Below are 26,094 nucleotides of genomic sequence, written 5' to 3'. Positions count from 1 at the left end.
TAAGGGGAGCGGTTAGGGAGCAATCCCGAAGCTGTGAACCGAAGCCCCAGTAAACGGCGGCCGTAACTATAACGGTCCTAAGGTAGCGAAATTCCTTGTCAGGTAAATTCTGACCCGCACGAATGGCGTAACGACTTGGGCGCTGTCTCAACGAGAGATCCGGTGAAATTTTAATACCTGTGAAGATGCAGGTTACCCGCGACAAGACGGAAAGACCCCATGGAGCTTTACTGCAGCTTGATATTGGACTTTGATACGATTTGTACAGGATAGGTGGGAGCCTAGGAAGCCGGAGCGCCAGCTTCGGTGGAGGCGACGTTGGGATACCACCCTGATCGTATCGGAGTTCTAACCTGGTACCGTAATCCGGTGCGGGGACAGTGTCAGGTGGGCAGTTTGACTGGGGCGGTCGCCTCCTAAAGAGTAACGGAGGCGCCCCAAGGTTCCCTCAGAATGGTTGGAAATCATTCGAAGAGTGCAAAGGCAAAAGGGAGCTTGACTGCGAGACTGACAAGTCGAGCAGGGACGAAAGTCGGGCTTAGTGATCCGGTGGTACCGCATGGAAGGGCCATCGCTCAACGGATAAAAGCTACCCTGGGGATAACAGGCTTATCTCCCCCAAGAGTCCACATCGACGGGGAGGTTTGGCACCTCGATGTCGGCTCATCGCATCCTGGGGCTGAAGTAGGTCCCAAGGGTTGGGCTGTTCGCCCATTAAAGCGGTACGCGAGCTGGGTTCAGAACGTCGTGAGACAGTTCGGTCCCTATCTGTCGTGGGCGTAGGAAATTTGAGAGGAGCTGTCCTTAGTACGAGAGGACCGGGATGGACGCACCGCTGGTGCACCAGTTGTTCCGCCAGGAGCACAGCTGGGTAGCTAAGTGCGGAAGGGATAAGCGCTGAAAGCATCTAAGCGTGAAGCCCCCCTCAAGATGAGATTTCCCAACTAGTAAGACCCCTTGAAGACGACGAGGTAGATAGGCTGGAGGTGGAAGTGCAGTAATGCATGGAGCTGACCAGTACTAATCGGTCGAGGGCTTATCCTACAAGCTTTACGAAGTAAAGCTACTTCGGAAGCATAAGCTAGAAACCCACCAAAGTGAAGAGAACGCTGACGAAGCTGATTCCGAGTACTTTGGCGGGGCCCAGAGAATAACTAAAGCGCAATGAAGTTTCGTATCCAGTTTTCAAGCGATTAAGCTTGAATTGAATATTGTTCCCTGATAGCTCAGTTGGTAGAGCACTCGACTGTTAATCGAGTTGTCACAGGTTCGAGTCCTGTTCGGGGAGCCATTATGGAGAGGTGTCCGAGTTGGCCGAAGGAGCACGATTGGAAATCGTGTAGGCGTCACAAGCGTCTCGAGGGTTCGAATCCCTCTCTCTCCGCCACTATAATATGGCCCGTTGGTCAAGCGGTTAAGACACCTCCCTTTCACGGAGGTAACAGGGGTTCGATTCCCCTACGGGTCATAATTACCATAAATTACAGGTTGATTTAATTGCTTGGTATATGGTAAGATATTAATTGTGTTGTTATGGAGGCTTAGCTCAGCTGGGAGAGCATCTGCCTTACAAGCAGAGGGTCGGGGGTTCGAACCCCTCAGCCTCCACCATAATTTCACTGACGCGGGGTGGAGCAGCCCGGTAGCTCGTCGGGCTCATAACCCGAAGGCCGCAGGTTCAAATCCTGCCCCCGCAATTGCTTCACTTATTGGCCTGGAACCGTGGTGTAGAGGCCTAACATGCCTGCCTGTCACGCAGGAGATCGCGGGTTCGAATCCCGTCGGTTCCGCCATTATTTAATAAGTTTGGCTCGGTAGCTCAGTCGGTAGAGCAGAGGACTGAAAATCCTCGTGTCGGCGGTTCGATTCCGTCCCGAGCCACCATTTAAGAATTGAATAACATGCCGGTGTAGCTCAATTGGTAGAGCAACTGACTTGTAATCAGTAGGTTGGGGGTTCAAGTCCTCTCGCCGGCACCATTGTGGAGGCTTAGCGAAGTGGCCAAACGCAGCAGACTGTAAATCTGTTCTCGTCGAGTTCGGTGGTTCGAATCCATCAGCCTCCACCAGTTATAGGGGCATAGTTTAAAGGTAGAACAGCGGTCTCCAAAACCGTTAGTGTGGGTTCAATTCCTGCTGCCCCTGCCAATAAAGCTTTAAAATGTTTGAATATGGCGGTCGTGGCGAAGGGGTTAACGCACCGGATTGTGGCTCCGGCATTCGTGGGTTCAAGTCCCATCGATCGCCCCATTTTCATCTCAAGAATTAAATTTTGTTGGGGATTAGCCAAGCGGTAAGGCAACGGACTTTGACTCCGTCATGCATAGGTTCGAATCCTATATCCCCAGCCATTATGCGGACGTGGCTCAGCGGTAGAGCATCGCCTTGCCAAGGCGAGGGTCGCGGGTTCGATTCCCGTCGTCCGCTCCATCTATAATTAGGCGCCATAGCCAAGTGGTAAGGCACAGCTCTGCAAAAGCTTTATCCCCAGTTCGAATCTGGGTGGCGCCTCCAGTTATTCCTGCGGGAGTGGCGGAATCGGCAGACGCACAGGACTTAAAATCCTGCGGTAGGTGACTACCGTACCAGTTCAAGTCTGGTCTTCCGCACCATTGAATATGCGCCCTTAGCTCAGCTGGATAGAGCGTTTGACTACGAATCAAAAGGTCAGGAGTTCGAATCTCTTAGGGCGCGCCATTTATTTCCCGTAACTTTATAACTTGCCGGTGTGGCGGAATTGGCAGACGCGCGCGACTCAAAATCGTGAGGGAAACCGTGGGGGTTCGAGTCCCTTCACCGGCATATATTAAAGGGATCACAGAATTGCTTTTGCAATATTGTGATCCCTTTTGCTATACATATTATTTATTTAATGATGAATTCAGGATTAGGCCTAATACTGTCTATCCAATGTATCCTGCGCTTCATTTTGAATACCGAGGTAAAAGGACGGTGCTCCGCTTTCTCTTGGGGATGCAGCTATTGTCTCTCATGTAGCTATTGGAGGCTATGCAAGTGGGCACATTGCTCCGAGAAACAGTGAATTGAATGAGGTACGAACCATCATCTTGCCCAATTCGTCTTTTAGCAGCGTACAAGCTGAAGATATAAGGTAGCTAATCTATAAGGGCCTACGCTTTGGCTTCCCCTTTTAGATGTGATGACTATTATTTTCAACAAAGCCTAAATAAATAGAACGCCCTGTTGTACAGTTGATTGTACGAACAGGGCGTTTTTTATGCGATATAGCACGGAAAACTTGCTTTACATTATTGGTCGCTGTTCACAGGAGTAGATTCTCCATTAGCATCAGCTTTCTTAGCCATTCTAAGGCGGTTACGCTCTTCAAACTTGAATATACGATTCAGAAGAGGGTATATTCGCTTGGTCTCTTTGGTTAGTAACGGTCCTAGAATGGCAAGAATCAGCACATAGAGCGCTGCGAAGGGCTGTAGAATGGCCAAGAGTCCTCCGGCTTTGCCCAGGTTAGCCAGAATAATGGAGAACTCGCCGCGGGAGACGATGGTAAGACCAATATTCGAGGATGCCCGTGGGGACAATCCGGCACTGCGCCCGGCAAGCATTCCGGCTATATAATTACCTACTAAGGTTATAATTACAGCTGCAATTGCATACCACACGGCGCCGCCTAAGGCAGTTGGGTCAATCGTGAGTCCAAAGCTGAAGAAGAAGAGGGCGCCGAAGAAGTCGCGAAAAGGAATGACCAGCTTCTCAATCCGCTTAACATGCTCTGTCTCGGCCAATACGAGACCAACTAGCAGCGCACCAATCGCTTCAGCGACATGGATCGTCTCTGAGAATCCTGCTATGGTGAACAATATAGCAAAGATCACAATAGCAAATAGTTCATTTGAAGAGATGTTAAGCAGCTTGTTTAGAAGGGGGACCGCCTTCCTGCCAATAATTAATAAGGCCAGCATGAAGCCAAGGGCCAACAGGGCAGACAGGAGCACTCCTCCTAAGGTGCTTGAGCCGCTCAGCACCAATCCGGACAAGATGGAGATGTAGACGGCCAGAAACACATCCTCAAACATGATAATCCCCAGTATCATTTCGGTCTCAGGATTAGCTGTGCGCTTCAAATCCACCAATACTTTGGCAACGATCGCACTGGAGGAGATGGTCGTAATTCCGGCTACGACAAGGATTTCCTGAATGGGAAAGCCTGCTCCCCAGCCGAATAACAATCCTAAGGTAAAATTGATTAGGATATATATGGTGCCCCCCATGACAATGGAGCGGCCTGACTTGAGAAGGCGGCCAACTGAGAATTCCAAGCCCAAATAGAATAGAAGGAATAAGACGCCAATTCGGCCCATGAATTCGATCAGAGGAGCACTCTCAATAAAACGGAAGTCCAAATGCCATATCTTCCAAGCATGAGGGCCGACAGCCATACCAATCAATATATAGAATGGAATCACCGAGAAGCGCAGCTTGGCGGACAAAAGCCCGCCAAGGGCAATTAAGGTGATAGCCAGACCTATTTCAAAGATCAGATGATCCATTTAATCCCTCCCGTTCATCAGGATTTGACGAATTTGCTTCTGATGCTGCCGTTCTCCTAGAACTACGACAAGAGAGTCGGCGGTAAGCACCAGATCAGGACCGGGATTAATGTGCTTTGTATGATTATTTTCAATAAGAGCAATAATGGTAGCTCCCGTACGCTGTCTGACCTGAAGGTCTCCAATGGTAGAGCCGATACAACTGTGATGCTTCTCCAGTCTGTACCATTCAATGATCAGGTCATCGAGAGCAACTTCAATCGTCTCAAGTGCCTTAGGTTTGTAGGTGATTCCACCAATAAGGGCGGAGATGTGTCTAGCCTCATCATCATCCAGGGTGACCATCGAGATGCTGTCATCCGGCTCCTGATGATCAAAATGATATAATTCCCTGCGGCCGTCATCATGGACGATAACTACAAGCTTATCGCCGCTGCGGGTCTGGATTACAAATTTTTTGCCAATCCCAGGCAAGTCGGATTCTTTAAAATTCATGGTCTAATAACCTCCAAAAGAGTAAATTGTGGCAGCAAAAACAGACCGGCTAGTTTTTACGCGAAAAAAACTGTCAGCCTTGCAACAATGACTATGGAATCAAACGGTGCTATGCCACAAAATGGGAGGTAAATTTAATAGGATGCAGTAATACCTGCTTCAATCGTCTGGAAATCGTAGGTGTAAAAATATTTCGCTGCTGTGGCAGCAAAAAGGAGCCCAACATCGTGAGCAGGAATATAATAAAGGTGGTAAGGCGAATACAAGGGGTACTTACAGAGGAATGAAGAGCTTGCCGGACAGGAGTCCGGTATTTATGCTCTAGTTCAGCAGCCTCCTGTTCAAATAGTCCATCCGAAGATTCTTGAGGAAGATAAGGGATAGAATTCACAGGTAAGGCTGCTGAAAAAGATAAAAGAAAGGCGAGCGCCAGAAGAACAAACCAGCGTAGCTTGCGACTCACTCCTGTGTTCATGGCACTCACCTCCTTGGTCTAAATAAATGTGATGGATATGGCCTTAAGGCTCATAATAATAAATTCTAACATTGAAACAGATGATGATTCAAACCGGTTTTAGAAATAGCGCAGAAAAATATACACTGTAGAAAGCGCAATCGACAGAAGCATGAAGGGAAATCCGTACTTCAAGTATTTTAAAAATCGGATCGGTTCCCCTTCCTTAGCAGACATACCTGCTGCAATCAGATTGGCGCTAGCGCCAATCAGCGAACCATTGCCGCCAAGACAGGCGCCTAAAGCAAGGCTCCACCACAGGGGCTCAATGGGGCTTACACCCATATTCGACATGTCCCCGATCAAGGGAATCATGGTAGCGACAAACGGGATATTATCCAGAAAGGCAGAGGCGATTGCGCTAAGCCAAAGTATCAGCATTGAGCTAAGTAACGCGTCTCCACCCGTCAATTCCATGGCCTGATCCGCCAAGCGAGAGATCACACCCGACTCGACCAGCCCCCCAACGAGAACAAATAATCCGATGAAGAAGAAAATGGTGGGCCATTCCACATTGCGAAAGGCTTTCTCCATCATATGCTCCCCAGTCATCAAAAGAAGCAAAATGGCTCCAGTCAGAGCTACAGTAGCTGACTCCAGGTGAAAGGTCTGATGCGTAAAAAATCCGAGCAGGGTCAGTCCAAGAGCAGCAAGGCATTTGATCAGCAGCGGACGGTTGGAAATAATCCCGTCGAATTCAAGATCCATGAGCCCCTTCTTACGTTCCTCTGTTGTTCTTAATTGTCTGCGGAAGATAAGAGCAAATAATGGGATAGTTACAGCAAGAATAATGATGATGGCAGGCGCAAGGTTCTTAATAAAGGCCATAAAAGTAAGCTCTTCTACAGCGCTGCCGATCATAATGTTGGGCGGATCGCCGATCAAAGTTGCTGCGCCGCCTATATTGGACGCTAGAACTTGAGTGAAAATAAACGGAAATACCGGCACTTTGAGCTGGCGTGTAATACTGAACGTAACGGGAACCATCAGCATGATGGTTGTTACATTATCCAGGAAGGCCGAGGCTATGGCTGTAATAAGTGCCAGCAGCCACATGATTCGTACGGGACTGCCCTTGGCCTTCTTGGCTGTCCACAAGCCTACATATTTAAATAACCCTGTTTCAGCAGTTGTATTCACGATAATCATCATACCAATTAGGAGCCCTAAGGTATTGAAGTCAATATGGTGGATTGCTGCTTCCTGTCCTAATATGCCGAAAACAATCATGATGACTGCCCCGGCCATAGCTACTATAGTGCGGTGGATCTTCTCCGTAATAATGAGGGCATAAGTTAACAGAAAAATAAGGATTGCCCAGATTGCTTGTTGTTCCATAAATTCCTCCTCTAAAGATTTTGCAGATGGATGTAATCGTATTTCTAGCTTGCCATGGCGGGGAAAATCATGCTGAAATTCTAAAAAAACGCAGAAAGAGCCCGCACATGGCAGGCTCCTCCTATAACTGCAATTATTCGTTTTTTAACAGTAATAGGGCTAATTATATGGGATGAGTTCCATTTTGTAAAGATGACTGCGGACTGCGGGCTAGTTATAGGTTAGCAGAAGGTCTTGTACGATCCTCGACCTAAGTCCAGTATAAAAAACCGTCCTCGGTCCGTTTTGGAAAATTGCTTTACATCCTAGAATATAGACATAAGGTTGAACAACAAAAGGCGGTGATAAAACGATGAAAAGCAACAGAACAAGCGGATTTGCAATTGTACTTATTGCCCTGGGGGCTCTGATCCTGTTGGGCAAATTCACTCCGTTCCTCGGCAGCCTGTTCGGCATTGTGATTTCAATCGCAGCGATTGGACTGGGCTACTACGGGATTCGCAGAGGTAATGCCTTCTTCGGATGGATTGTTCTCTTCCTGGGAGTTGTCTCCCTGCTCTCCAAGCTGGCATGGATTCTGGTACCGGTAATTGGTATAGGATTGATTGTGTACGGCGTGTCCGCACTTGGTAGAGGCAGACGGGGATATTAATATCATATAAGAAGATGACACATTAACGTTACGTTAGGAGGGACAGCAGCTCATGGGTGTATTTCGCCGGGTAAGAGATATTACAGTAGCCAACTTGAATGAACGGTTGGAGCAAGCTCAGGATCCCGTTCGCCTTATCGATCAATTTCTGATCGAGACACGGCAGGAAATTACTGAGGCGGAGAGACTTCATCATCAATGTGCTTCCCATACTCGCAGCTTGAAGAACCAAGTGGATCATGCAAAGGCAATGAGAGATAAAAGGGAAGAACAGGCTTTGCTGGCATTAAAAGCGGAAGAAGAGCATTTGGCTAAGCTGGCATTGCAAGAGAAAATGCTGTACGAGGAAAAATTGGAGCAGTATGAGGGGCTGTATCTGGAGAACCTGCAATCTTTGCAGGAGCTAGAGCTTCAGATCAGCGAGCTTAAGACAGAATATCAGACTGTGTATAGTAAGCGGCAGTACTACTACGCCAGAATGGAGACCCTTCGTCTTCAGCAGCGTATGAATCAGCGCAGCGGATTTGGCGATCGGGATGTTCCCAAGATGTTCGGTCGATTAGAGGACCGGATGTCCGACATGGAATGGGAGGCGCGGAGCCTGCGCGATCTGCGCAAAGCCGGATCAGAGTTTCTGAATCAAGCTGGATCTGCACTACAGTCCACTCTGGAACAGGAGATGGCCCGTCTAAGACAAAAGCTGGATAAGCGAAGAGAGGAGTGAAGAGGATGAACCGTGTTTACCGTTCCCGCAAAGACCGGTGGATTACCGGATTATGCGGTGGATTGGCCGAGAGCTTCGGTATCAGCGCAGGCCTGCTGCGTCTGATCACCGTCATCGCCATTCCATTCTCCAGCGGGGCGATCATCTTCATCTATCTGATTGCTTCGCTGGTCATCTCAAAGGAACCTTATCAGCCTTATGATCCGTATCGGATGCAAGGCTGGCATCCGGGATATGGCCCGGGGCCCGGCCCTGGTCCTGAACCTGGACCCTATGGAGATCCGCTGCACGATCGTCGTTATCAGCCGCGCCCTCCTTATGGTCGGCCGTCTGATGGGCCGCCACCACCGCCACCGCCTTATTCTGGCAGACAGGCGAATGGTGGGTATAGAAACCCTGAATCAAATTTGGACTCCATGATGGAGGATATAGAGAAGAAGGCTATGGAGAAAGAGCTCGAAGAGCTTCGGAGAAAACTTGCTAAATACGAGAATGGAAATGAGAAGGGAGACGTATAACAATGGGAGTATTTAAAAGAATTAAGGATATTACAAAGGCGTCTATCAATGAAATGCTGGATAAGGTTGAAGATCCGATTGTGATGCTTAACCAATACCTGCGCGATATGGAAGAAGAAATCCGTGACGCTGAGGTAACTGTAGCTAAGCAAATGGCAAATGAGCGCCGCATGAAGCAGCGTCTTGATGAAGCGTACCGTGTATCCGCACAGCGTGAAAGTCAAGCAGAAGCTGCTCTGAAGAACGGGCAGGAGGAAGTTGCACGCAAGCTTCTTGAGGAGAAAATTCACTTCGATCAGAAGCAAGTGGAATTCAGCGATCTGCATGCACAGGCGGAAGCTCAAGCTCAAGAGCTGCTGAACCAGCTGCATGAGATGAAGGACGAATTCTACAAGCTCCGCAACAAGCGTAACGAGCTGGTAGCCCGTGCTCAAATGGCGAAGGCGAAAAAACAAATGTCCCAGGTAAGCAGCCTGCATACGATCGAAAGCGGAAGCGCATCGCTTGGATTCCAGCGTATGGAAGAGAAAATTCTGCAGCTTGAGGCTGAAGCAGATGTGATGCGTGCGCCTTACTCTCCTCGCACAAGCACAAGCAGCTACATCAGCCCTGCGGATGCAGAGAAGCAGCTGAAGGTAGAGGAGCAGCTCAGTGCGCTGAAGTCTAAGCTGAATCCTAGCGCAGCACAAAATAAAGGCTCAGAAGAGTAATCTCTATTCGGACCACAAACAATATGATATGCTATACAGCATGGGCTTAAGCTTGCAAAATGCAGCTTAAGCCGTCTGTATGGATTGCTGAAGCCATGCAGTAGTGAAGATTGTACTGTGATGGCTTCTTAAAGCTTATTAGGCTTAGGATAGACACAAAGGAGGTGCGGCGGGATGGAGACAAAAAATCGTTTTTGGGCTATCGCTTTTATTGGCATCGGCATTTTAATGATCTTCGGTAGATGGACGAATTTCTTCACGCTCGCCGCGCTTGTTCTACTCTTATATGGAGTGTATAAGATCAGGCAGGGAACCGAGGTCCGAACAGGTTATATGCTGCTGGCTGTCGGCTGCGGTATTATTCTGATTGATCATTTCATGCTGGTGCTGGTCATTTGCTTGATATCCCTAGGTTTATTCTATGCCAAGTCCAAGCAAATGAAGCCAGACCATAATGACAGGCAGAAGCATAATTTTATAGAGGGCGTTCATTGGGACCGCGACCCTTGGGTGCTAAGGAACCTAGGAATGTGGCACGTTCTTGGCGAATTGGATATCGATCTGTCCTTGGCCATTGTTGAAGAGACTCAGAATACCTTGATACTTCAAGGGATTGTAGGGGATGTAGATTTATCTATATCTGAGGATTATGGGATTGAAATTGAAGCTTTTGTATTGTTTGGCCGCATTCAGATGGGCCGTGAGCAGGAAACGGGTATGGTGAACCGAATTTACTGGCGTTCCCCGAATTATGAACAGCGAGAACAAAAGGTGAAAATTGTAATCTCCTATCTTGTAGGAGATGTTGATATAAAATTTCCGTTTTGACAGGAGGGCCAATTTCGATGAGAAAGAAAAAGCCGGTAAATATCGTATCCCGCAGCATGCGCGATGGGGTTCTCCTGTCTTTTTTTCTGTTGGCAGTCATTCTTTATATTCTCAATACATACGGATTGTTGAATTCTTTTACCTCTTGGCGAACCGGAGTCGCGGTAGGCATCACTATAGTTACTATTCTTGTTGGGGTAGGTGCCGCATACGGCTTCTACGATGTGTATCGAATCAAGCGACGGCTTGATCTGCTCAGGGATTCCCTGCTCCAGTGGGAGAAGGGCAATCCAGCCAGAACGATTCCAGAGCTCGGTGAGGACGAAGTGGGCAGACTGGGAGAGCAGCTTGGGAGAATTGGTCAGCGCTGGGAGGAGCAGGTCAGTTCGCTTCAGCGTCTGTCCACCCACAATGCCCAGCTTGCGGAGCAAGCTAGAGTATCCGCGATTGTGGAGGAACGCCAGCGGCTGGCTCGCGAGCTGCATGATGCGGTATCTCAGCAGCTTTTCGCAATATCTATGACGGCTACAGCGGTGGGAAGAACACTGGAGAAGGATTTTGACAAGGCGCAGCGTCAGGTGGAGCTCATTGAGGAGATGGCTTCAGTAGCCCAATCGGAGATGAGAGCGCTGCTGCTTCATCTGCGTCCGGTGTATTTGGAAGGCAAGGAGCTGACGCAAGGTGTAACAGAGCTTGTCCGGGAGCTCAAGACCAAGGTCCCTATGGAGATTACGCTGGATATGGACGACAATCTGCAGCTGGTAAAGGGCATTGAGAACCATCTGTTCCGCATTATCCAGGAAGCAATGTCCAATACGCTGCGCCATGCCAAAGCAGACAAGATGGAGATTCGTATCCACCAGAGAGATGATGCAGTCAGAGTCATCTTGCGCGATAATGGAATAGGGTTTGAATTGGATGATAAGAAGCAGGCTTCTTATGGCTTATCCAATATGCAGGAGCGTGTGCGTGAGATTGGCGGCTCGCTGCAGTTTATAACGGCACCGGGTAAGGGAACCCGGATTGAAATCACGATTCCTTTAATGAAACAAGAAGGCGGGTGGAACAATGACAGCGGAGACGGAGTACCTCATCAAGGTACTGCTGGTTGATGATCATGAGATGGTGCGCATAGGACTTGCAGCGGTACTGGGTACGGAGGAAGGTATAGAAGTGGTAGGCGAGGCCAGCAGTGGACAGGAAGGTATTCGTCTTGCCCAGGAATACAAGCCTGACGTAGTACTGATGGACCTGGTTATGGAAGGCATGGACGGTATAGAGACAACCCGGCAGCTGCTCAAGCTTTATCCGGATTGCAAGGTGATCGTGCTTACAAGCTATTTGGATGATGAGAAGATGTATCCCGTTATTGAAGCAGGGGCATTCAGCTATCTGCTCAAAACGTCCCGGGCATCAGAGATTGCGGAAGCGATCCGAGCGGCCGCCAGAGGCCAATCGGTATTGGAATCCCAGGTTGCCTCTAAGATGATGAATCGATTCCGTCAGCCAAAGGCAGAAGCTCCTGCACATGAAGAGCTAACAGACCGGGAGATGGATGTATTACGTCTGCTTGCACAAGGAAAGTCGAATCAAGACATTGCCGATGAACTGATTATTGGAGTCAAGACGGTGAAGTTCCATGTGACGAACATTCTGGCGAAGCTGCATGTTGAGGATCGAACCCAGGCCGCTATTTACGCATATAAGAACGGCTTAGCAGAGTAAATTAAATCAATATTTTTGGGTTCAGAGGCCGTGAGGTCTCTTTTTTTATAAGTAATAGAATAAAACTCCTATCTTCGGGACATCCTGATCTCATAGATTACTAGATTCGGGAGGCTTGCTCTTATGAAGAAGATGGGTTTATGGATGATAGCTGGTGCAATTATATTAACGCTGCTGGTCGGATTTACGGCCAAGGAAAGTACGGCGGGGATTCAAGGGAGAGATAGATTAGCTGCAGCTAATCAGCAGTGGAATGAGCTGATCAAGCTGGCGATGAAGAAGTCTGAGGAGAAGCTTACCGGGGTTGTAAAGTGGCAGGGAACCTGGCAGGTGGATATGACAGCAAAAGAGGCAGCAGAAGAGCTGGCCCAAAAGCTTGGCTTAGGTGAGGTAAAGCGTTATGAAGTGCAGAACCATCCAGTCTATAAAGCGCAATCAGTCGCCTGGAATTCAGAAGAAATTCAAGAGGAGCTATCGATTATTGCCCGGGAAAAGAACAGCCTGTATGTGGTTCTCCGCATAGATGCCCATGGGCAGGGGCTTAATACTGTTACCCAGCGGCAAGAAAAAGCGGGGGCCGTTCTGTTGCAAGCAAAAGTTGATGCGAATTGGAATGGTGCTATACGGGGAGGGGTTAAGCTCAAGAGTACCGCAGGTCAGAAGAGAGAGGGCGGGCAGCTCTCTGCTGAGACGGCAGTTTTTAAACAGCTGGAAGCTGATCTGCATGAAGCAGGCTTGCGCCCAGCAGCGCTGGACAAGTATGAGGATGAGAACACCGTAACCAGCACTTACTACCTTCCTGAGTTTGAAATCGGCATCAAGGTTCAAGGCAGCTCTAAACCGATCGGCCTGCAAATGGCTGTTCATACGGATATGCAAGGGGGGATGCAGGAGCTGTCTTGGGGCTCGCCGATGCTGACGGTTGAATATTAATGAATAGATATCAGCCAATGGGTTAAATACTAATTACAGTTAAGATGTTCATAGGAAGAGGATGGCATCCCTTATGGAGATATGCTAAAATGGCATCACATCAAGGTTGAGGCTGACGAATCAAACTATACTATATTACATAGAAAGAATGAGGAGCCATGGCTGACAATCAAAATCTTGAGGTATTGCAAGCACCTGGAACTGTCTTTTTTATATTTGGAGCAACGGGCGACTTAGCCCATCGCAAGCTGTATCCGGCGATTTATTCACTCTATCGTGAAGGTAAATTGGCCGAGGATTTTGCAGTTATCGGCGTAGCCCGTCGTCCTAGGACTCCGGAGGAGTTCAGATCCGACTTATATGATTCCATTCAGGAGTTTTGCCGCTATCCGGTAAAAGACGGGGAAGAATGGGCGAGGTTTGCTGAACACTTCGAATATAAATCCCTCGATATTCATAATGTGGATGGATATCGCGAACTTAGGGAGCATACCGAGGCGATGGAAGCCAAGTACGGTATTCCTGGCAATCGGCTGTTCTACCTTGCGCTTGCGCCTGAGCTGTTCGGCAGTGTGTCGCTGAACTTGCAGAAAGGCGGAATGCTGGAAAGCGGTGGCTGGCACCGGCTGGTCATCGAGAAGCCTTTCGGTTACGATCTGCCTTCAGCCGAGAAGCTGAATGAGGAGCTCAATCAAGTGTTCAAGGAAGAGGAGATCTTCCGCATTGACCATTACCTTGGGAAGGAAATGGTGCAGAACATCGAGGTTATTCGTTTTGCAAATGCGTTCTTTGAACCGTTGTGGAACAATAAGCATATTGCCAATGTACAAATAACGCTCAGTGAAACCGTAGGGGTTGAAGAGCGTGGAGGATATTACGATCATGCCGGAGCTTTAAGGGATATGGGGCAAAACCATATGCTCCAGCTGCTGACCATGATCGCTATGGAGCCGCCAAGCCGCCTCTTAGCGGAGGATATCCGGGATGAGAAGGTGAAGGTGCTCCGTTCTCTTCGTCCTTATCCAACGGAAGCCGAGGTGAAGGCGCATGTGGTTCGCGGCCAATACACCGAAGGCGAAGCCGGGGGCAAAGTGCTTCCGGGTTACCGGCAGGAGGACAAGATAGATCCGAACTCCAACACGGAGACTTATTTTGCTGCCAAGCTGTATGTGGATAACTTCCGCTGGGCTGGTGTTCCTTTCTATATCCGCACAGGGAAGCGTCTGCCCGTCAAAACTACGGAAGTAGTAGTCGAGTTCAAGAGCATGCCTAACAATGTATATTTAGGACAGAAGCATACGCTGGCTCCGAATCTGCTGGTTATTCGTGTCAATCCGATGGAAGGAATCTACATCAAGATTAACGCCAAAAATCCGGGAACGGAGTCTGAGATCAAGCCGCTCGCTATGGAATTCTGCCAAAGCTGCCAGGTGGGGATTAACTCTCCAGAGGCTTATGAACGGTTGATCCATGATGCGGCCCACGGAGACTCTACTTATTTCACACGTTGGGATGAGGTAGCGGCAGCTTGGTCCTTTATTGATCGGATTGCTGAGGCTTGGGCTAAAGCGCCCGGAGAGATTAGTCACTACCCAGCAGGCTCTTGGGGACCTAAGGAAGCGGAAGAACTTCTGGCTCAAGACGGGTTCAAGTGGTGGCCTGTAAATGGCCAAGAAGAAGATAATGTCATCTGGATCAAAGGCTAGTCTCTATAATACACAGATCAAGAACAGGTCTTCCAATGTCTGAGTAGAATATATGGAACATGTGCTTAATCATCCTTGTGCGCATATCTTGCGTACGAGGATGATTTTGCGTATAAATGCACGAAGTATGATACAATATGGACACGACTTATGGAATGAAGGGATACGTGAGAAATGAGCAAAGCTTTAGAACAAGTGCTGCAGCAGGAAGTGGACAAACGGCGGACGTTTGCGATCATTTCCCACCCGGATGCCGGGAAGACGACATTGACGGAAAAGCTGCTGCTGTTTGGCGGGGCGATACGCCTTGCCGGTTCAGTCAAGGCACGCAAAGCGAGCAAGCACGCGACCAGTGACTGGATGGAAATTGAGAAGCAGCGGGGGATTTCCGTAACATCCTCTGTCATGCAATTTGACTATAAAGGACATCGCATAAATATTCTTGATACTCCGGGCCACCAGGACTTCAGTGAAGACACCTACCGGACGTTAACCGCTGCGGACAGTGCAGTCATGCTGATTGACGTGGCGAAAGGGGTCGAAGCCCAGACGATCAAGCTATTCCAGGTTTGTGCGAAGCGGGGCATCCCGATCTTTACATTCATTAATAAGCTGGACCGTGAGGGCCGAAATCCGTTTGAGTTGATGGAAGAGCTTGAACAGGTGCTTGGCATTCGCTCAGTTCCGATGAACTGGCCGATTGGCTCCGGACGTGAGCTTTGCGGCGTGTATGACCGCATGAACAATCAGGTAGAGCTGTTCCAGGGAGATGATCATTCCCAGATCAAAGTTCAGAAGGTCGCAGACTACAATGATTCACTGATTCGGGAGATGGCTGGTGAATATCTGCATGACCAGCTGTGTCAGGACTTAGAGCTGCTGGATGTAGCGGGAGATCCTTTTGATATTGAAAAAGTACGCCGCGGAGAGCTTACCCCAGTATTCTTCGGAAGTGCCGTGAACAACTTTGGTGTGCAGACCTTCCTGGAGAATTTCCTGGAACTAGCGCCAAAACCAGAGCCGCGGAAGAGCTTGCAAGGTGAGGTTGAGCCGACCAATGACAAATTCAGCGGCTACATCTTCAAGATTCAAGCAAACATGAATCCGGCTCACCGTGACCGGATTGCCTTCTTGCGCATTGTATCAGGCAAATTTGAGCGGGGCATGTCCGTAAAGCATGTTCGTGTTGGCAAAGAAATCAAGCTGTCCCAGCCACAGCAATTCCTTGCCCAGGATCGGGACATTGTCAGTGAAGCTTATCCTGGTGACATTATTGGACTATTTGATCCGGGGATCTTCCGGATTGGCGACTCTTTAAGTCAGGGCAGTGAGATTGTGTTCGATGAGCTTCCTACGTTCTCCCCGGAGATTTTTGCGAAGGTAACAGTGAAGAACGCGCTCAAGCACAAGCAGTATCAGAAAGGGATTGATCAGCTGACAGAGGAAGGAACGATTCAGGTATTCCGTACTGTTGGCTTTGAAGATACCATTCTGGGGGTTGTTGGACAGCTGCAGTTCGAAGTGTTTGAGTATCGGATGAAGGGGGAATACGGGGTGGATGTTCAGCTTCAGCGGATGCCGTACCAGTTCGCGCGGTGGATCGTTGGGGAGAATATTGATCCTGGTAAATTCCGTATTAATTCCACGCTCGTTAAAGATAAGAAAGATAATTATGTGGTGTTGTTCGAGAATGAGTATGCTATGCGCACAGCGATGGAGAAATACCCGGATGCCAAATTCCTGGAAACTGCACCTTAATTTTATATCGTTATAATTCGATTACATCAAAATCCCTCATGTCCTTTTTTAGGCCTTTGAGGGATTTTGATTTGTCAGACTGATTTTGCACTGGGTCTATCTGATCGGCTTGGGCGGATTCGCTTGAAGCGCTTGATTCAGCACGGCTACCAGTTCGTCTTGCTTAGCGGATTCAAGCCGCTTCCAGATGATCTCGAAGGCAACCCCTAAACCTGGAAGTGCCGCTTCCTGAGCATCAATCGAGCCTTCAATCAATTCACGAAGTCCCTGTTGATCTCGGCCGTACATTTTATGAACAACGGCTTGACGGAGATCGAGCATAATGGCCATGAATGGCTTCCTCCTTATGAATTATCATGTGTCCGGTACCGTTATTAATGTTCCCCGGCGGCCCATGAGCAAATTCAAGAATTTCCTGGATTATGATATACTATAAGAATGAGCATAATAAAAAAATCCGGCCTTCGGTAGGTGAGAGTGACATGTCAAAAAAGCAGTTTGCCGTCATAGGAATGGGACGGTTTGGTTTTAGTGTAGCGAATGCACTCAGCAAAATGGGCTTTGACGTACTGGCCATTGACTCGGATGAGCATAGAACTCAAGCGGTTTCTAATATTGTAACCCATGCAGTCACTGCGGATTCAACGGATGAGGAAGCATTGAGAGCACTTGGCATCCGTAACTTCGATGTGGTGGTAGTTGCCATAGGAGAAGATATCCAGGCGAGTATTCTGACCACCCTGATTCTGAAGGATATGAGCGGACCGCTTATTGTAGTCAAGGCACAAAATGAACTGCACGGGAAGGTTCTCCAGAAGATTGGTGCGGATAAGGTTATTTATCCAGAACGGGATATGGGACTTCGTGTAGCCCACCATCTCACCTCGCCTAATATTATAGATTATATTGAGATCTCGGATGAATACAGCATTCTGGAGATCAAAGTAACTCCGTCGATCGTTGGAAAAAACCTCATGGAGCTGGATGTCCGTGCACGGTTTAAATGCAATGTCATGGCGATCAAAAAAGAAGGCGGAAGCAAGATGAACATTTCTCCCGATCCGGCCGAACGCCTTGCACCAGATGATGTGCTCGTTGTAGTCGGACAGAAGGACGACTTAACGAAGCTGGAGCTGGCTTACGCCCAATAAATTGTGGACAGGATTGAGATCTATGAACATTACATCTCTTCAGAATGCCAGGGTCAAGGAATGGGCCTCCCTGCTGGAGAAGAAGCATCGTGATAAGCTGCACAAGTATTTAGTAGAAGGTGTGCATCTGGTCCAAGAAGCGCTCAAGGCGAGATTAGATATAGAATGCGTAGCTTATTCACTTGAACGCGGTATTCCACATGAGCTAGCTGGTGCTGCTGCAAATGCTTTAGGCACGGAGTGGATCGGTGTCTCGGAAGCCGTTATTGCCAAATGCAGCGACACTAAATCGCCGCAGCCCGTTTTTGCGGTAATACGCAAAGAACGCCGTACGGCGGAGAGCTTGCTCTCTAAGCCTAATAGCCTTGTAGTTGTGCTTGACGGGGTACAGGATCCTGGCAATGTAGGCACGATAATTCGCAGCGCGGATGCGGTAGGGGCGGACGGGGTTATTATCGGTGCAGGCTGTGCCGACATTTATGGTCCGAAGACAATTCGGGCCACCATGGGCTCGCTGTTCCACTTGCCGGTTATTGAAGCAGATCTGGCGGAGGTTCTGCCTGAAGCAAAGGCGAAGGGAATACGCCTCGCCGGGACAAGTCTTCAAGCTGCAAGCTCTTGCTATGCGTATGATTTTACAGGACCGGTCTGGTTGCTCTTTGGCAGTGAGGGCGGTGGATTATCCGCTACGGCGCTGAAGCTGATGGATGATGCGCTGATCATCCCGATGAAGGGGCAGGCTGAATCGCTGAATGTAGCGATGGCGGCCTCGGTATTGCTGTATGAGGCGCTTAGACAGAGGGATTTTTCATATATAAACAATTCCCGTCCAACGCTCAAATAACTAAACTGTTTAATTGTTTTGATTTATTTTGAATTTAAAAACGCCAACTATCCATTAAAAGGATAAGTGGCGTTTTTGATTTTGTTATACTATTGGTTACAAATTTGGAAGGTTTGGCATTATCAGGTACGACGGGAGATGTAGAAGCTTTTAAAAAGTTTTCCGCCTTATTTGAATCATTTAGACAACATGCCGATGAAAATCAGCAGGTACGGTATTCGGTTTTTATGGCTAACACTCTAAAGGAGGAGATTCGTAATGAAAAAGGCATTTATTTCGATGGCAATTGTATTGGGGTTAATTAGTGTAAGTGTTATACCCGTAACATTAGACTCGCCAATGCTTACTACATATAATCATGGGATGGATCATTAAAGTAGGTAACGCAAATTATAGCGGTACATTCAAAAGAACCCTTAAATCAAGGGTTCTTTTTCTTGTTCATTCTTCTCTAACAAAATGGATAGCGGGGAAGTTTTTAGGCAACCCTACAGTCAGATCAAATCCTTAACCATACGAAGGATGTACCAAGAAGGCGGGCTTATTGTGATGTGGAGAAAAATTATCGAACACATACCGGATATATCGGTCTTCATACAGGCTCTTCTGCTGCCCATCATTCCTCTTCTTATGTACACTGCGGGTAAGTGGATTCGGCAGGGGCTGACTCGAGGCCTTGATGCTAAGAAAGATCATCCGTCTTCCAATACCAACAGGAAAAATGAAGAAGCCACCCAGCTCCTTTCTGGGCATTTCGAGAGAGATGTTGCAGCACTTAAAAGTCAGCTAAGCATGAACGCCGATTTCAAGAGCAGGGAGTTCGTTTTAAAAGGAACAGATGTCCGAGTCTGCATTTTTGCCATGGAAGGCCTGTATGATACCGATCTGGTCGATACCCATCTGCTTACTCCGCTCATGCATATCGACATTGAGGACCGCCAATCACTACACCGGCCAAGCGGTGAGAAGCTTAAGAAGCGTATTCGTGATAATCTCCTTCCGATTACAGAAATCAGTGAGACTCGTTCACTGTCTGTAATGAAGGAGACGATCCTGATCGGGGTCATCGGTATGTTCATAGAGGGAATGGATGGAGCCTTCTTGATTGGTTCGCCCAAGGGGAAAACCCGGGGAGTCGAGGAACCAATATCGGAAACTCTGCTTCGCGGGCCGCGCCTAGGCTTTACAGAAAGCTTAAGCGATAATATGGGACTCTTGCGAATGCAGGGAATGAATAATAGTATGGTTTTTTCCCAGTATGAGGTCGGCAACCGGTTGAAAAAAAGGATGATTCTTGCCTACTTAGATGATGTGGCTGATCCGAACCTAGTTAAGGAGGTAGATCGCCGAATACAGAAAATTCAGATCGATGCCGCACTGGATTCCGGTTACATTGAGCAGCTTATCGAGGACAATACGCTAAGTCCTTTTCAGCAGATTCATAATACAGAGAGACCGGACCGGGTGCTTAGCGGGCTGCTGGAAGGCAGGGTAGCCATTTTACTGGATGGCTCTCCCTTTGCGCTAATCATGCCTGTTACATTTACCATGCTATTGCAATCGCCTGATGATTATTATGATCGTTGGATTCCAGGCTCATTTCTTCGCCTGCTGAGATTTCTAACAGCCGTAATTGCTCTGCTTGCACCGGCTCTTTATATCTCCTTCATATCGTTTCAACCGGGCTTAATTCCAACAAAGCTCGTTCTGACCATTATCGAGACTCGGCAAGGGGTTCCCTTCCCTTCGATCATTGAAGCATTGATTATGGAGATTGCTATTGAAATCCTGCGCGAAGCGGGGATCCGGCTGCCCAGACCTATAGGACCTGCTATGGGCATCGTCGGGGGCCTGATTATCGGAGAAGCTGCCGTACAGGCAGGAATTGTCAGTCAATTTCTAGTCATCGTGGTCGCAGTCACCGCGATTAGCTCATTTGCGATCCCTGTATACTCAGCGGGGATTTCTCTGCGGATTTTGCGCTTTGCCGGGATGTTCAGTGCGGCAGTATTCGGCCTGTATGGGCTGGTGATGTTCGTTCTGCTCTTAGGTACACACTTGGTAAGGCTGGAGAGCTTTGGTGTCCCCTATGTGAGTCCAGCTGTACCTTACCGTATTTCTGATTGGAAGGATATGCTGCTTCGCCTGCCCTTTAAATACATGCGCAAGCGTCCTGTTATGATGTCTCCACAGGATCGGGATAGACGCTAGGTGAAGGGAAATTACAAGTAAAGGGGGGAGTTTGGATGAATCAGCTTTCACAGCGTACAGGGATTCAACTATCAACGACACAAGCAGCAGTTATCATTATTAACTATATGCTGGGGGCGGGCATCCTTACATTGCCCCGAACAACGACTGAGGCTGTAGGGACACCGGATGTATGGCTGTCTATGCTGCTGTCCAGCATTATTATCTGGATAGCGGGTATGATTGTGGTCATGCTATGCCGGAGATATCCTGGAGAGACGTTTTTTGAATTTGCGCCTAAAATCGTAGGAAAGTGGCTGGCCGTTCCGCTGGGATTATGCGTGATTTTTTATTTTTTGCTAATCTCCGCCTTTGAAATTCGGATTATGGCCGAGGTAACAGGGATATACCTACTGGAAGGGACACCTTATTGGGCGATTGTGATGATATTTATTTTGATCGGCTATTACTTGATTGCCGGCGGATTAAATGCGATTACCCGCTTATTTGAAATCATCCTTCCAATCACGCTTATTTTCTTTGTGATCGTTATGCTCATGAGTTTGAAGATTTTTGATCTGAATAACCTTAGACCTGTTCTCGGCCAGGGGATTATGCCGGTTCTCCGCGGAATGAAGCCCACACTGCTTGCTTTTACTGGGTACGAGATTATGTTTGTAGTTATGGCATTTATGAAACAGCCCAAGAGGGGGACACGGTCTCTCGTTGGTGCGCTCCTTGTATCAATCGGAATCTATCTGATTACCATCATCATGGTCGTTGGCGGATTGTCCGTAGTAGGAGTGAAAAACAAGACATTTCCCACTTTGGACTTGCTGCGGAGCTTTGAGTTAGAAGGACTGATTTTCGAACGATTTGAATCTCTATTGCTGGTAATCTGGATTATGCAAATTTTCTCAACCTCCACGATTACCTTGTTTGCCGTGTCTCTCGGAAGCACGCAAATGACTCGGAGAAAAATTAACCTTTTTCTGTTTATAGCTTTACCACTGGTTTATCTATTTGCACTTATGCCGAAAAGTCAGAGGGAGGCTTTCATCATGGGGGATATGCTTGGGAATACATCGATAATATTATTCGGTGGAATGCCGCTTCTGCTGCTGATTGCGGATATGATTCGCAAGAAAGTAAGGCGGTCTAAATGATGCTTATCAGGAAATGGGGCTTTATTTTGCTGGTGATCCTTTTCCTGGTTCTACAGACCGGATGCTGGAGCTCTAAGGAAATAGAGAATCTGAGCGTATATGTAGGTATCGGGCTTGATGTGGCAGAAAAGACCCCGTTTGAGGAGAGCATAGATGAACAGGGCGGGAACTATCCGAAAAAAGATTTGATTACTGTGACCGTTCAAACCGTTCCGGGTACAAGTGGAGGAGCTAAAAAGCAGGGCAGCGGATCTTCTCCATCGGACCAAACCTTTCTTAACGAGAGGTTGACCGGTGATTCATTATTTCAAATTTTACGCCAGTTCTCGCTTCGTCGGAGCCGTCCTCTAATCGGTCATCATCTCAAGGTCGTTGTGGTATCAAGCGAACTTGCACGCAAATACAGCATGCAACAGCTGCTGGATTTTGTTCTTAGAGATAACGATATTCGTCTGAGTACTTTGGTGATGTTGTGCCAAGGGAAGGCAGTGGATGCATTAAGTTCAAAGAATTCCAGTGATATTCCGGCATTTTATTTACGAGGCCTTCCGCAGAATCGTTACCGCTCCAATAAGATTTTGCCCCCTATGTCTCTTGCCAAGCTGGATGCCAAAATGCAATCAGGTACCAGCTTCATGCTGCAGAACGTTATTACCTTCGAACAAGAGCATAAGCTCTCCGGAGCTGGGGTTTTTAGCGGGAAAACGAAGAAGCTGCTTGGCACACTGAACCAAAGCGATCTCGAAGGGGTGTCTTGGATTATGGGGAATGCGCTGGCCGGACCGTTGAAGACTTACGACCCCAGAACAGGCCAGACGATCGTCTATGAAATTCATTCCTCAAAGAGCAAAATTACGCCCATTATTAGACAGGATGAAATCTCATTTCATGTCAATATTAAATCAAAAGGACAGTTCATGGAGGACTGGAGCTTGGCGAATAATACACCAACTGATAAGAACATAGAACGTCTCCAGGAATGGTTTGAGGAAGAGGTGGACAAGCAGGTTAATCAGCTGTTGCAGAAGCTTCAGAAGGAGTATCGGGCTGATGTGCTCGGGTTTGGCGAGCAGATCAGGATCAAGCACCCCCGCCTATGGGAGAAAGTCAAAAACCATTGGGACGATATATTTGCAGAGTCAAGAATTACGCATGAGGTTCACATCAATATAGAGGGATATGGTTCCATTATGGAGTAAGCCAAATAAAGGGAACCGTTACATTGGATAGACGAATGAACTTAGCAAATAATAATGAAAGTAACTTACTTCAAAGAGGGTGAGCTTCTTGCGAAAGTTTTTGATTTCATTTGTATGTTTGCTGATTCTTTCAGCAAACATGCAAGTATTCGCCTCTGAGGGGCAGCCCCAAAGAGACAGGGCGTATTATGAAAAAAAAGGCGAGATTATATGGGAGGTTGTCACTCCACACAAATTAATAGCTCTTACCTTTGACGATGGGCCGCATCCTGCACAAACCGTTGAAATTCTTAATTTGCTTAAGCAATACAACGTGCCAGCTACCTTCTTCGTGATAGGCAAACAGGTTGCGGAAAATCCTGATGTGGTAAAGCGTATAGTTGCTGAGGGACACGAGTTGGCTAATCATACCTACAGCCACACCTTCTTCAGATTGCCCGCCTCCTCTGACAAGGTTCTCTCTGAGATCGCTAAGACAGAGGAAGAAATCTATAAGCTTACGGGCCATAGATCGAAGTATTTCCGCCCTCCGGGAGGCATATACGATGATACGATTGTACAGGTTTCGAAGCAGCTTGGACTCTGCCCAGTCCTCTGGTCTTGGGATCAGGATACCCGGGATTGGAGCAAGCCAGGGGTTCAAAGAATTATAAATAAGGTGCTTAAGAATGCCGACAACGGGGATATTGTGCTATTTCATGATCGGGTTGCAGGACGATCACAGACCATTCAAGCTTTAAAAACCATCATACCTTCCCTTCAGGCACAAGGTTATCAGATGGTTACGGTTACGGATTTGATCAAATTTTCTAAGTCGTCTAGGTTCTAAAAAGTTGGAAAAGGTTCACTATCATAATCCTTTCAATTCCGGTAACCATAGTACCGTTCGTTACTATTAGCCAAGGAGGAAGAGAACATGAAAAAAATTGCTTCAGTTATTGCCACTTGCTCTAGTTATGAATTTAACTTCGTTGGCTGGTGCTGCTCCTGCTGCTGAGAAAAAACCAGAGCAGAACAAGGTACATGAGCATAAAGCTCATGTGAAAAGCAAAGAACATAAAGTTCATGTGAAAAGTAAAGAAGGTCATAAAATTCACGCTAAAAGTAAAGCAGGCCATAAAATTCACTCCAAGAGTAAAGCAGGCCATAAACTCCACACGGAAAGCCTGAAAACTAAAGGAACAAACCAAATGCCAAAAACAGGATTTGGCGGCGCCAGTGAGCAAATGAATTAAGGAGAAACGGGGGAGGAAACTCCCCCGCAATTATCGATCCTATGAAGATTCATAATTGCCTGCCCATATTCATTGTCATGTTGCTCCTTTGTTCTGGCTGTAGCCATTCAAGTCAACCACAACCTGTAAAGGCAGTTGAACCGAAAACTTACCGTGCTAAGACTATACCCGAACCACCGCATCTGGAGAAACTGCCGACAAGTAAAGAATCAACATTTAAAGGACTTATTCCTCGTAAAATAAGTATTCCTTCCGTGAATATAAACGCGGTAACAGAACCGGTTGGATTCTTGGAAAGCGGGATGATGGATGTCCCCAAAGCTACGGACCGAGTAGGTTATCTTCGTCCTGCAGCTCTGCCTGGTGGAGAAGGTAATGCGGTTATGGCAGGGCACGTGGATACCTACACAGGCCCAGCGGTGTTTTATCCTCTAAAGAAACTTCATCAGGGAGATTTTGTATATGTGATCGATCATTATGGCAACAAGGCAGTCTTTATAGTGGAGGCTGTTAAGTATTATCCTACAGCTCAAGCACCTATTGAAGCAATCTTCGGTCCTACTCGGGAGCACCGTCTAAATCTAATAACATGTGCTGGTCGCTATAGTAGAAGTCGGCGTGAGCATGAGGGGAGACTTATTGTCTTCACTAAGCTGCACAGTGTAGTGATGGCTCCTAAAAAAACTGATCAAGGAGAACTAATAAGTGGACAGAAATATCCGTAAACTCCTAGTTATGATAATAATAGCTGCCTTTGCTTGCAACTCGTATTCCCATGAAGCCTACGCTGACTCTCTAACGGAGAGGGAGGTTACCGAGTTTCTGCAGAATTTGTACAATGATCGAAATCGACTGTTGCTTGATCAGGAGCAGTCACATATTCAAAACTATTATATGGTCGACAACCGAAAAAGCAGGTATGCTTTTAATCGTGAAATTCAGAGGGCTGGGTATCTTCACGAATGGGCAAAACAGCGGCGAGTCAAATTTGTGGATGCTGACGGGAAAATTCGCATCGTCCGAATGAGTCAGTCAGGAGATACGGCAAAAGTTACGCTAGTAAATTCCTTAAGACTGCGTTATCAGTATGATGATGATCCGTCGGTATACCACGATTTTGGAGTTGGCACCCGGCATTCCCTAACACTTAAGAAAAAAAGTCAGTCTTGGCTCTTGGAAAGTGAATGGTACTTGGATCCGCTTGAAGAGGATCCCAAAACGATACAAGCATGCGATGTAAACTTCAGCCCTGTCACTGCTTCTGCTGAATCATCGAAAATTGTAAATAACTACAACAGAGATCGCGCAGTAGCTTATGCAAATAAGTATGCAGGGCTAGCATGGGGGGCCGGTAACAATCAGCGGTATAATCAGAAGTATTTGGATTACACCTCACGGGGCGGAGACTGTACCAATTTCTCTTCTCAGGCTATTGGCGACCCGGATGAAGGTGGAGGCCTGCGCAGAAGTTCGGAGTGGAGGTACATAAAACGGACTGGCGGGACAAGGGCCTGGGTAAACACCGATGGGTTTAAAAGCTTTCTTGTTCGTTCTGGATATGCACGTGTATTAGCGCAAGGTGATTATATAAAAGTCGTGGAATACATGAATAAAGCAAGCGCTCAGGGAGGTCGTTCAGTTCAGTCTCTTGAAGCAGGCGATCTAATTGCTTATGTAATTGGCGGGGATATTGATCATTTCTCCATTGTGGTTGGCTTCGATAAGCAAGGCTATCCTTTGGTGAATTCACATACCGCTGATCGCTATATGGTCCCTTTCGATCTAGGTTGGGATAAATTCACCAAATATCAGTTGATCCATATTCGTGACTAACAAAAAGCTAGGTAATCCTCATATCTTCCAAATCTCCCACATAGATT

General features: G+C 47.5%; 25 protein-coding genes, 17 tRNA genes and 1 rRNA gene (1 of these 43 running past the window's edge). 38 read left to right on the top strand and 5 right to left on the bottom strand.

Translation table 11 applies throughout. From position 1 onward, the window contains the following. The 18 genes from DCC85_RS18400 to DCC85_RS18315 all read left to right on the top strand — a co-directional run. Positions 1-1,044 (top strand): 23S ribosomal RNA (locus DCC85_RS18400); it begins 1,888 nt to the left of the window's first position. 171 nt (positions 1,045-1,215) lie between these two features. Further along, positions 1,216-1,291: transfer RNA gene (locus DCC85_RS18395), tRNA-Asn, on the top strand. Positions 1,292-1,295: 4 nt separating this feature from the next. Further along, positions 1,296-1,387: transfer RNA gene (locus DCC85_RS18390), tRNA-Ser, on the top strand. A 9-nt stretch (positions 1,388-1,396) separates the two neighbouring features. Next, positions 1,397-1,468 (top strand) — tRNA-Glu (locus DCC85_RS18385). 67 nt (positions 1,469-1,535) lie between these two features. Continuing rightward, positions 1,536-1,611: transfer RNA gene (locus tag DCC85_RS18380), tRNA-Val, on the top strand. A gap of 12 nt (positions 1,612-1,623) precedes the next feature. Beyond that, a tRNA-Met gene (locus DCC85_RS18375) sits at positions 1,624-1,697 on the top strand. Between the two features lie 19 nt (positions 1,698-1,716). Continuing rightward, a tRNA-Asp gene (locus DCC85_RS18370) sits at positions 1,717-1,793 on the top strand. 15 nt (positions 1,794-1,808) lie between these two features. After that, positions 1,809-1,884: transfer RNA gene (locus DCC85_RS18365), tRNA-Phe, on the top strand. A gap of 19 nt (positions 1,885-1,903) precedes the next feature. Continuing rightward, positions 1,904-1,979: transfer RNA gene (locus DCC85_RS18360), tRNA-Thr, on the top strand. A 4-nt stretch (positions 1,980-1,983) separates the two neighbouring features. Continuing rightward, positions 1,984-2,068: transfer RNA gene (locus DCC85_RS18355), tRNA-Tyr, on the top strand. 5 nt (positions 2,069-2,073) lie between these two features. Beyond that, positions 2,074-2,147: transfer RNA gene (locus tag DCC85_RS18350), tRNA-Trp, on the top strand. A 26-nt stretch (positions 2,148-2,173) separates the two neighbouring features. Continuing rightward, positions 2,174-2,249: transfer RNA gene (locus tag DCC85_RS18345), tRNA-His, on the top strand. 26 nt (positions 2,250-2,275) lie between these two features. Continuing rightward, a tRNA-Gln gene (locus tag DCC85_RS18340) sits at positions 2,276-2,350 on the top strand. A gap of 4 nt (positions 2,351-2,354) precedes the next feature. Then, a tRNA-Gly gene (locus DCC85_RS18335) sits at positions 2,355-2,429 on the top strand. A 10-nt stretch (positions 2,430-2,439) separates the two neighbouring features. Next, positions 2,440-2,513 (top strand) — tRNA-Cys (locus DCC85_RS18330). A 9-nt stretch (positions 2,514-2,522) separates the two neighbouring features. After that, positions 2,523-2,611 (top strand) — tRNA-Leu (locus tag DCC85_RS18325). An 8-nt stretch (positions 2,612-2,619) separates the two neighbouring features. Beyond that, positions 2,620-2,696, top strand: a tRNA-Arg gene (locus DCC85_RS18320). A 25-nt stretch (positions 2,697-2,721) separates the two neighbouring features. Continuing rightward, positions 2,722-2,801, top strand: a tRNA-Leu gene (locus DCC85_RS18315). A gap of 467 nt (positions 2,802-3,268) precedes the next feature. On the opposite strand, the gene DCC85_RS18310 is transcribed toward DCC85_RS18315, so the two are convergent. The 4 genes from DCC85_RS18310 to DCC85_RS18295 all read right to left on the bottom strand — a co-directional run bounded on the left by DCC85_RS18310 (position 3,269) and on the right by DCC85_RS18295 (position 6,875). Continuing rightward, positions 3,269-4,528 carry a cation:proton antiporter gene (locus DCC85_RS18310; protein WP_108466873.1) on the bottom strand — a complete coding sequence of 420 codons (1,260 nt, stop codon included), beginning with the start codon at positions 4,526-4,528 and terminating at the stop codon, positions 3,269-3,271. Beyond that, a complete protein-coding gene (locus DCC85_RS18305) occupies positions 4,529-5,023 on the bottom strand; it encodes a cation:proton antiporter regulatory subunit (RefSeq protein ID WP_108466872.1) in 495 nt (164 codons plus the stop codon). A 109-nt stretch (positions 5,024-5,132) separates the two neighbouring features. Next, complete coding sequence (locus tag DCC85_RS18300) at positions 5,133-5,498, bottom strand: hypothetical protein (protein ID WP_108466871.1); 366 nt, start codon at positions 5,496-5,498, stop codon at positions 5,133-5,135. 99 nt (positions 5,499-5,597) lie between these two features. Then, the gene (locus DCC85_RS18295) at positions 5,598-6,875 is read right to left on the bottom strand and encodes an ArsB/NhaD family transporter (protein WP_108466870.1); all 1,278 of its coding nucleotides are present in this window, start codon (positions 6,873-6,875) and stop codon (positions 5,598-5,600) included. Positions 6,876-7,227: 352 nt separating this feature from the next. Here DCC85_RS18295 and DCC85_RS18290 point away from each other — a divergent pair, with 352 nt between their 5' ends. From DCC85_RS18290 to DCC85_RS18245, 10 genes are all read left to right on the top strand, one after another. Then, complete coding sequence (locus tag DCC85_RS18290; RefSeq protein WP_108466869.1) at positions 7,228-7,527, top strand: hypothetical protein; 300 nt, start codon at positions 7,228-7,230, stop codon at positions 7,525-7,527. Between the two features lie 52 nt (positions 7,528-7,579). After that, positions 7,580-8,251: a PspA/IM30 family protein gene (locus DCC85_RS18285; protein ID WP_108466868.1), complete on the top strand. Its 672-nt coding sequence runs from the start codon at positions 7,580-7,582 to the stop codon at positions 8,249-8,251. Positions 8,252-8,256: 5 nt separating this feature from the next. Beyond that, a complete protein-coding gene (locus DCC85_RS18280) occupies positions 8,257-8,769 on the top strand; it encodes a PspC domain-containing protein (protein WP_108466867.1) in 513 nt (170 codons plus the stop codon). Between the two features lie 2 nt (positions 8,770-8,771). Then, a complete protein-coding gene (locus DCC85_RS18275; RefSeq protein WP_108466866.1) occupies positions 8,772-9,479 on the top strand; it encodes a PspA/IM30 family protein in 708 nt (235 codons plus the stop codon). A gap of 174 nt (positions 9,480-9,653) precedes the next feature. Then, positions 9,654-10,307 carry a cell wall-active antibiotics response protein LiaF gene (liaF, locus tag DCC85_RS18270; RefSeq protein ID WP_108466865.1) on the top strand — a complete coding sequence of 218 codons (654 nt, stop codon included), beginning with the start codon at positions 9,654-9,656 and terminating at the stop codon, positions 10,305-10,307. Between the two features lie 17 nt (positions 10,308-10,324). After that, positions 10,325-11,419, top strand: coding sequence for a sensor histidine kinase (locus DCC85_RS18265; protein WP_108466864.1), 1,095 nt, complete (start codon positions 10,325-10,327; stop codon positions 11,417-11,419). After that, on the top strand, positions 11,376-12,032 hold the full coding sequence (locus DCC85_RS18260; protein WP_108466863.1) for a response regulator transcription factor: 657 nt from the start codon (positions 11,376-11,378) through the stop codon (positions 12,030-12,032). The genes DCC85_RS18265 and DCC85_RS18260 overlap by 44 nt, the downstream gene beginning before the upstream one ends. Positions 12,033-12,155: 123 nt before the next feature. Next, a complete protein-coding gene (locus DCC85_RS18255) occupies positions 12,156-12,965 on the top strand; it encodes a radical SAM protein (protein WP_108466862.1) in 810 nt (269 codons plus the stop codon). A gap of 158 nt (positions 12,966-13,123) precedes the next feature. Then, positions 13,124-14,671 carry a glucose-6-phosphate dehydrogenase gene (gene zwf, locus DCC85_RS18250; protein ID WP_108466861.1) on the top strand — a complete coding sequence of 516 codons (1,548 nt, stop codon included), beginning with the start codon at positions 13,124-13,126 and terminating at the stop codon, positions 14,669-14,671. A 174-nt stretch (positions 14,672-14,845) separates the two neighbouring features. Beyond that, the gene (locus DCC85_RS18245) at positions 14,846-16,429 is read left to right on the top strand and encodes a peptide chain release factor 3 (protein WP_108466860.1); all 1,584 of its coding nucleotides are present in this window, start codon (positions 14,846-14,848) and stop codon (positions 16,427-16,429) included. Between the two features lie 96 nt (positions 16,430-16,525). Here DCC85_RS18245 and sspI read toward each other — a convergent pair whose 3' ends face one another. Beyond that, entirely contained in the window at positions 16,526-16,759 is a 234-nt protein-coding gene (sspI, locus tag DCC85_RS18240; RefSeq protein WP_108466859.1) for a small acid-soluble spore protein SspI, read from the bottom strand. 92 nt (positions 16,760-16,851) lie between these two features. Between sspI and DCC85_RS18235 the strand changes: the two genes are divergently transcribed. From DCC85_RS18235 to DCC85_RS18195, 10 genes are all read left to right on the top strand, one after another. Further along, positions 16,852-17,580 carry a potassium channel family protein gene (locus DCC85_RS18235; RefSeq protein WP_108466858.1) on the top strand — a complete coding sequence of 243 codons (729 nt, stop codon included), beginning with the start codon at positions 16,852-16,854 and terminating at the stop codon, positions 17,578-17,580. A gap of 22 nt (positions 17,581-17,602) precedes the next feature. Continuing rightward, positions 17,603-18,424 (top strand): TrmH family RNA methyltransferase, encoded by an 822-nt coding sequence (locus tag DCC85_RS18230; RefSeq protein WP_108466857.1) that lies wholly within the window; start codon positions 17,603-17,605, stop codon positions 18,422-18,424. A 92-nt stretch (positions 18,425-18,516) separates the two neighbouring features. Next, positions 18,517-18,729 (top strand): hypothetical protein, encoded by a 213-nt coding sequence (locus DCC85_RS23070; RefSeq protein ID WP_159081922.1) that lies wholly within the window; start codon positions 18,517-18,519, stop codon positions 18,727-18,729. A gap of 244 nt (positions 18,730-18,973) precedes the next feature. Next, positions 18,974-20,635 (top strand): spore germination protein, encoded by a 1,662-nt coding sequence (locus DCC85_RS18225; RefSeq protein ID WP_108466856.1) that lies wholly within the window; start codon positions 18,974-18,976, stop codon positions 20,633-20,635. 35 nt (positions 20,636-20,670) lie between these two features. Then, positions 20,671-21,780 (top strand): GerAB/ArcD/ProY family transporter, encoded by a 1,110-nt coding sequence (locus tag DCC85_RS18220; RefSeq protein ID WP_108466855.1) that lies wholly within the window; start codon positions 20,671-20,673, stop codon positions 21,778-21,780. Then, positions 21,777-22,979 carry a Ger(x)C family spore germination protein gene (locus DCC85_RS18215; protein WP_108466854.1) on the top strand — a complete coding sequence of 401 codons (1,203 nt, stop codon included), beginning with the start codon at positions 21,777-21,779 and terminating at the stop codon, positions 22,977-22,979. Before DCC85_RS18220 ends, DCC85_RS18215 begins: the two co-directional genes overlap by 4 nt. A 139-nt stretch (positions 22,980-23,118) precedes the next feature. Continuing rightward, positions 23,119-23,808, top strand: a complete 690-nt coding sequence (locus DCC85_RS18210) for a polysaccharide deacetylase family protein (RefSeq protein WP_108467951.1) — start codon at positions 23,119-23,121, stop codon at positions 23,806-23,808. Positions 23,809-23,935: 127 nt separating this feature from the next. Continuing rightward, the gene (locus DCC85_RS18205; RefSeq protein ID WP_108467950.1) at positions 23,936-24,214 is read left to right on the top strand and encodes a hypothetical protein; all 279 of its coding nucleotides are present in this window, start codon (positions 23,936-23,938) and stop codon (positions 24,212-24,214) included. A gap of 41 nt (positions 24,215-24,255) precedes the next feature. Continuing rightward, a complete protein-coding gene (locus DCC85_RS18200; protein ID WP_234414231.1) occupies positions 24,256-24,939 on the top strand; it encodes a class F sortase in 684 nt (227 codons plus the stop codon). Next, the gene (locus DCC85_RS18195) at positions 24,920-26,047 is read left to right on the top strand and encodes an amidase domain-containing protein (protein WP_234414230.1); all 1,128 of its coding nucleotides are present in this window, start codon (positions 24,920-24,922) and stop codon (positions 26,045-26,047) included. The genes DCC85_RS18200 and DCC85_RS18195 overlap by 20 nt, the downstream gene beginning before the upstream one ends. The last annotated feature ends 47 nt before the right edge of the window (positions 26,048-26,094 follow it).

The sequence above is a fragment of the Paenibacillus sp. CAA11 genome (genome assembly GCF_003060825.1).
In the GTDB taxonomy this organism is placed as follows: Bacteria; Bacillota; Bacilli; order Paenibacillales; family Paenibacillaceae; genus Fontibacillus.
The sequence above is the reverse complement of the archived record's forward strand: the minus strand, read 5'-3'. Positions and strand labels throughout refer to the sequence as shown.

Excerpts from the sequence above, each read along its gene's own strand:
- DCC85_RS18220 (WP_108466855.1), top strand. The coding sequence starts at position 20,671 with ATGAATCAGCTTTCACAGCGTACAGGGATTCAACTATCAACGACACAA.
- sspI (WP_108466859.1), bottom strand. The coding sequence starts at position 16,759 with ATGGCCATTATGCTCGATCTCCGTCAAGCCGTTGTTCATAAAATGTAC.
- DCC85_RS18235 (WP_108466858.1), top strand. The coding sequence starts at position 16,852 with ATGATATACTATAAGAATGAGCATAATAAAAAAATCCGGCCTTCGGTA.
- DCC85_RS18230 (WP_108466857.1), top strand. The coding sequence starts at position 17,603 with ATGAACATTACATCTCTTCAGAATGCCAGGGTCAAGGAATGGGCCTCC.
- DCC85_RS18210 (WP_108467951.1), top strand. The coding sequence starts at position 23,119 with ATGCAAGTATTCGCCTCTGAGGGGCAGCCCCAAAGAGACAGGGCGTAT.
- DCC85_RS18225 (WP_108466856.1), top strand. The coding sequence starts at position 18,974 with ATGTGGAGAAAAATTATCGAACACATACCGGATATATCGGTCTTCATA.
- DCC85_RS18285 (WP_108466868.1), top strand. The coding sequence starts at position 7,580 with ATGGGTGTATTTCGCCGGGTAAGAGATATTACAGTAGCCAACTTGAAT.
- DCC85_RS18255 (WP_108466862.1), top strand. The coding sequence starts at position 12,156 with ATGAAGAAGATGGGTTTATGGATGATAGCTGGTGCAATTATATTAACG.
- DCC85_RS18310 (WP_108466873.1), bottom strand. The coding sequence starts at position 4,528 with ATGGATCATCTGATCTTTGAAATAGGTCTGGCTATCACCTTAATTGCC.
- DCC85_RS18200 (WP_234414231.1), top strand. The coding sequence starts at position 24,256 with ATGAAGATTCATAATTGCCTGCCCATATTCATTGTCATGTTGCTCCTT.
- DCC85_RS18300 (WP_108466871.1), bottom strand. The coding sequence starts at position 5,498 with ATGAACACAGGAGTGAGTCGCAAGCTACGCTGGTTTGTTCTTCTGGCG.
- DCC85_RS18245 (WP_108466860.1), top strand. The coding sequence starts at position 14,846 with ATGAGCAAAGCTTTAGAACAAGTGCTGCAGCAGGAAGTGGACAAACGG.
- DCC85_RS18275 (WP_108466866.1), top strand. The coding sequence starts at position 8,772 with ATGGGAGTATTTAAAAGAATTAAGGATATTACAAAGGCGTCTATCAAT.
- DCC85_RS18290 (WP_108466869.1), top strand. The coding sequence starts at position 7,228 with ATGAAAAGCAACAGAACAAGCGGATTTGCAATTGTACTTATTGCCCTG.
- DCC85_RS18295 (WP_108466870.1), bottom strand. The coding sequence starts at position 6,875 with ATGGAACAACAAGCAATCTGGGCAATCCTTATTTTTCTGTTAACTTAT.
- zwf (WP_108466861.1), top strand. The coding sequence starts at position 13,124 with ATGGCTGACAATCAAAATCTTGAGGTATTGCAAGCACCTGGAACTGTC.
- liaF (WP_108466865.1), top strand. The coding sequence starts at position 9,654 with ATGGAGACAAAAAATCGTTTTTGGGCTATCGCTTTTATTGGCATCGGC.
- DCC85_RS18260 (WP_108466863.1), top strand. The coding sequence starts at position 11,376 with ATGACAGCGGAGACGGAGTACCTCATCAAGGTACTGCTGGTTGATGAT.
- DCC85_RS18265 (WP_108466864.1), top strand. The coding sequence starts at position 10,325 with ATGAGAAAGAAAAAGCCGGTAAATATCGTATCCCGCAGCATGCGCGAT.
- DCC85_RS18305 (WP_108466872.1), bottom strand. The coding sequence starts at position 5,023 with ATGAATTTTAAAGAATCCGACTTGCCTGGGATTGGCAAAAAATTTGTA.
- DCC85_RS18205 (WP_108467950.1), top strand. The coding sequence starts at position 23,936 with ATGAATTTAACTTCGTTGGCTGGTGCTGCTCCTGCTGCTGAGAAAAAA.
- DCC85_RS18215 (WP_108466854.1), top strand. The coding sequence starts at position 21,777 with ATGATGCTTATCAGGAAATGGGGCTTTATTTTGCTGGTGATCCTTTTC.
- DCC85_RS18280 (WP_108466867.1), top strand. The coding sequence starts at position 8,257 with ATGAACCGTGTTTACCGTTCCCGCAAAGACCGGTGGATTACCGGATTA.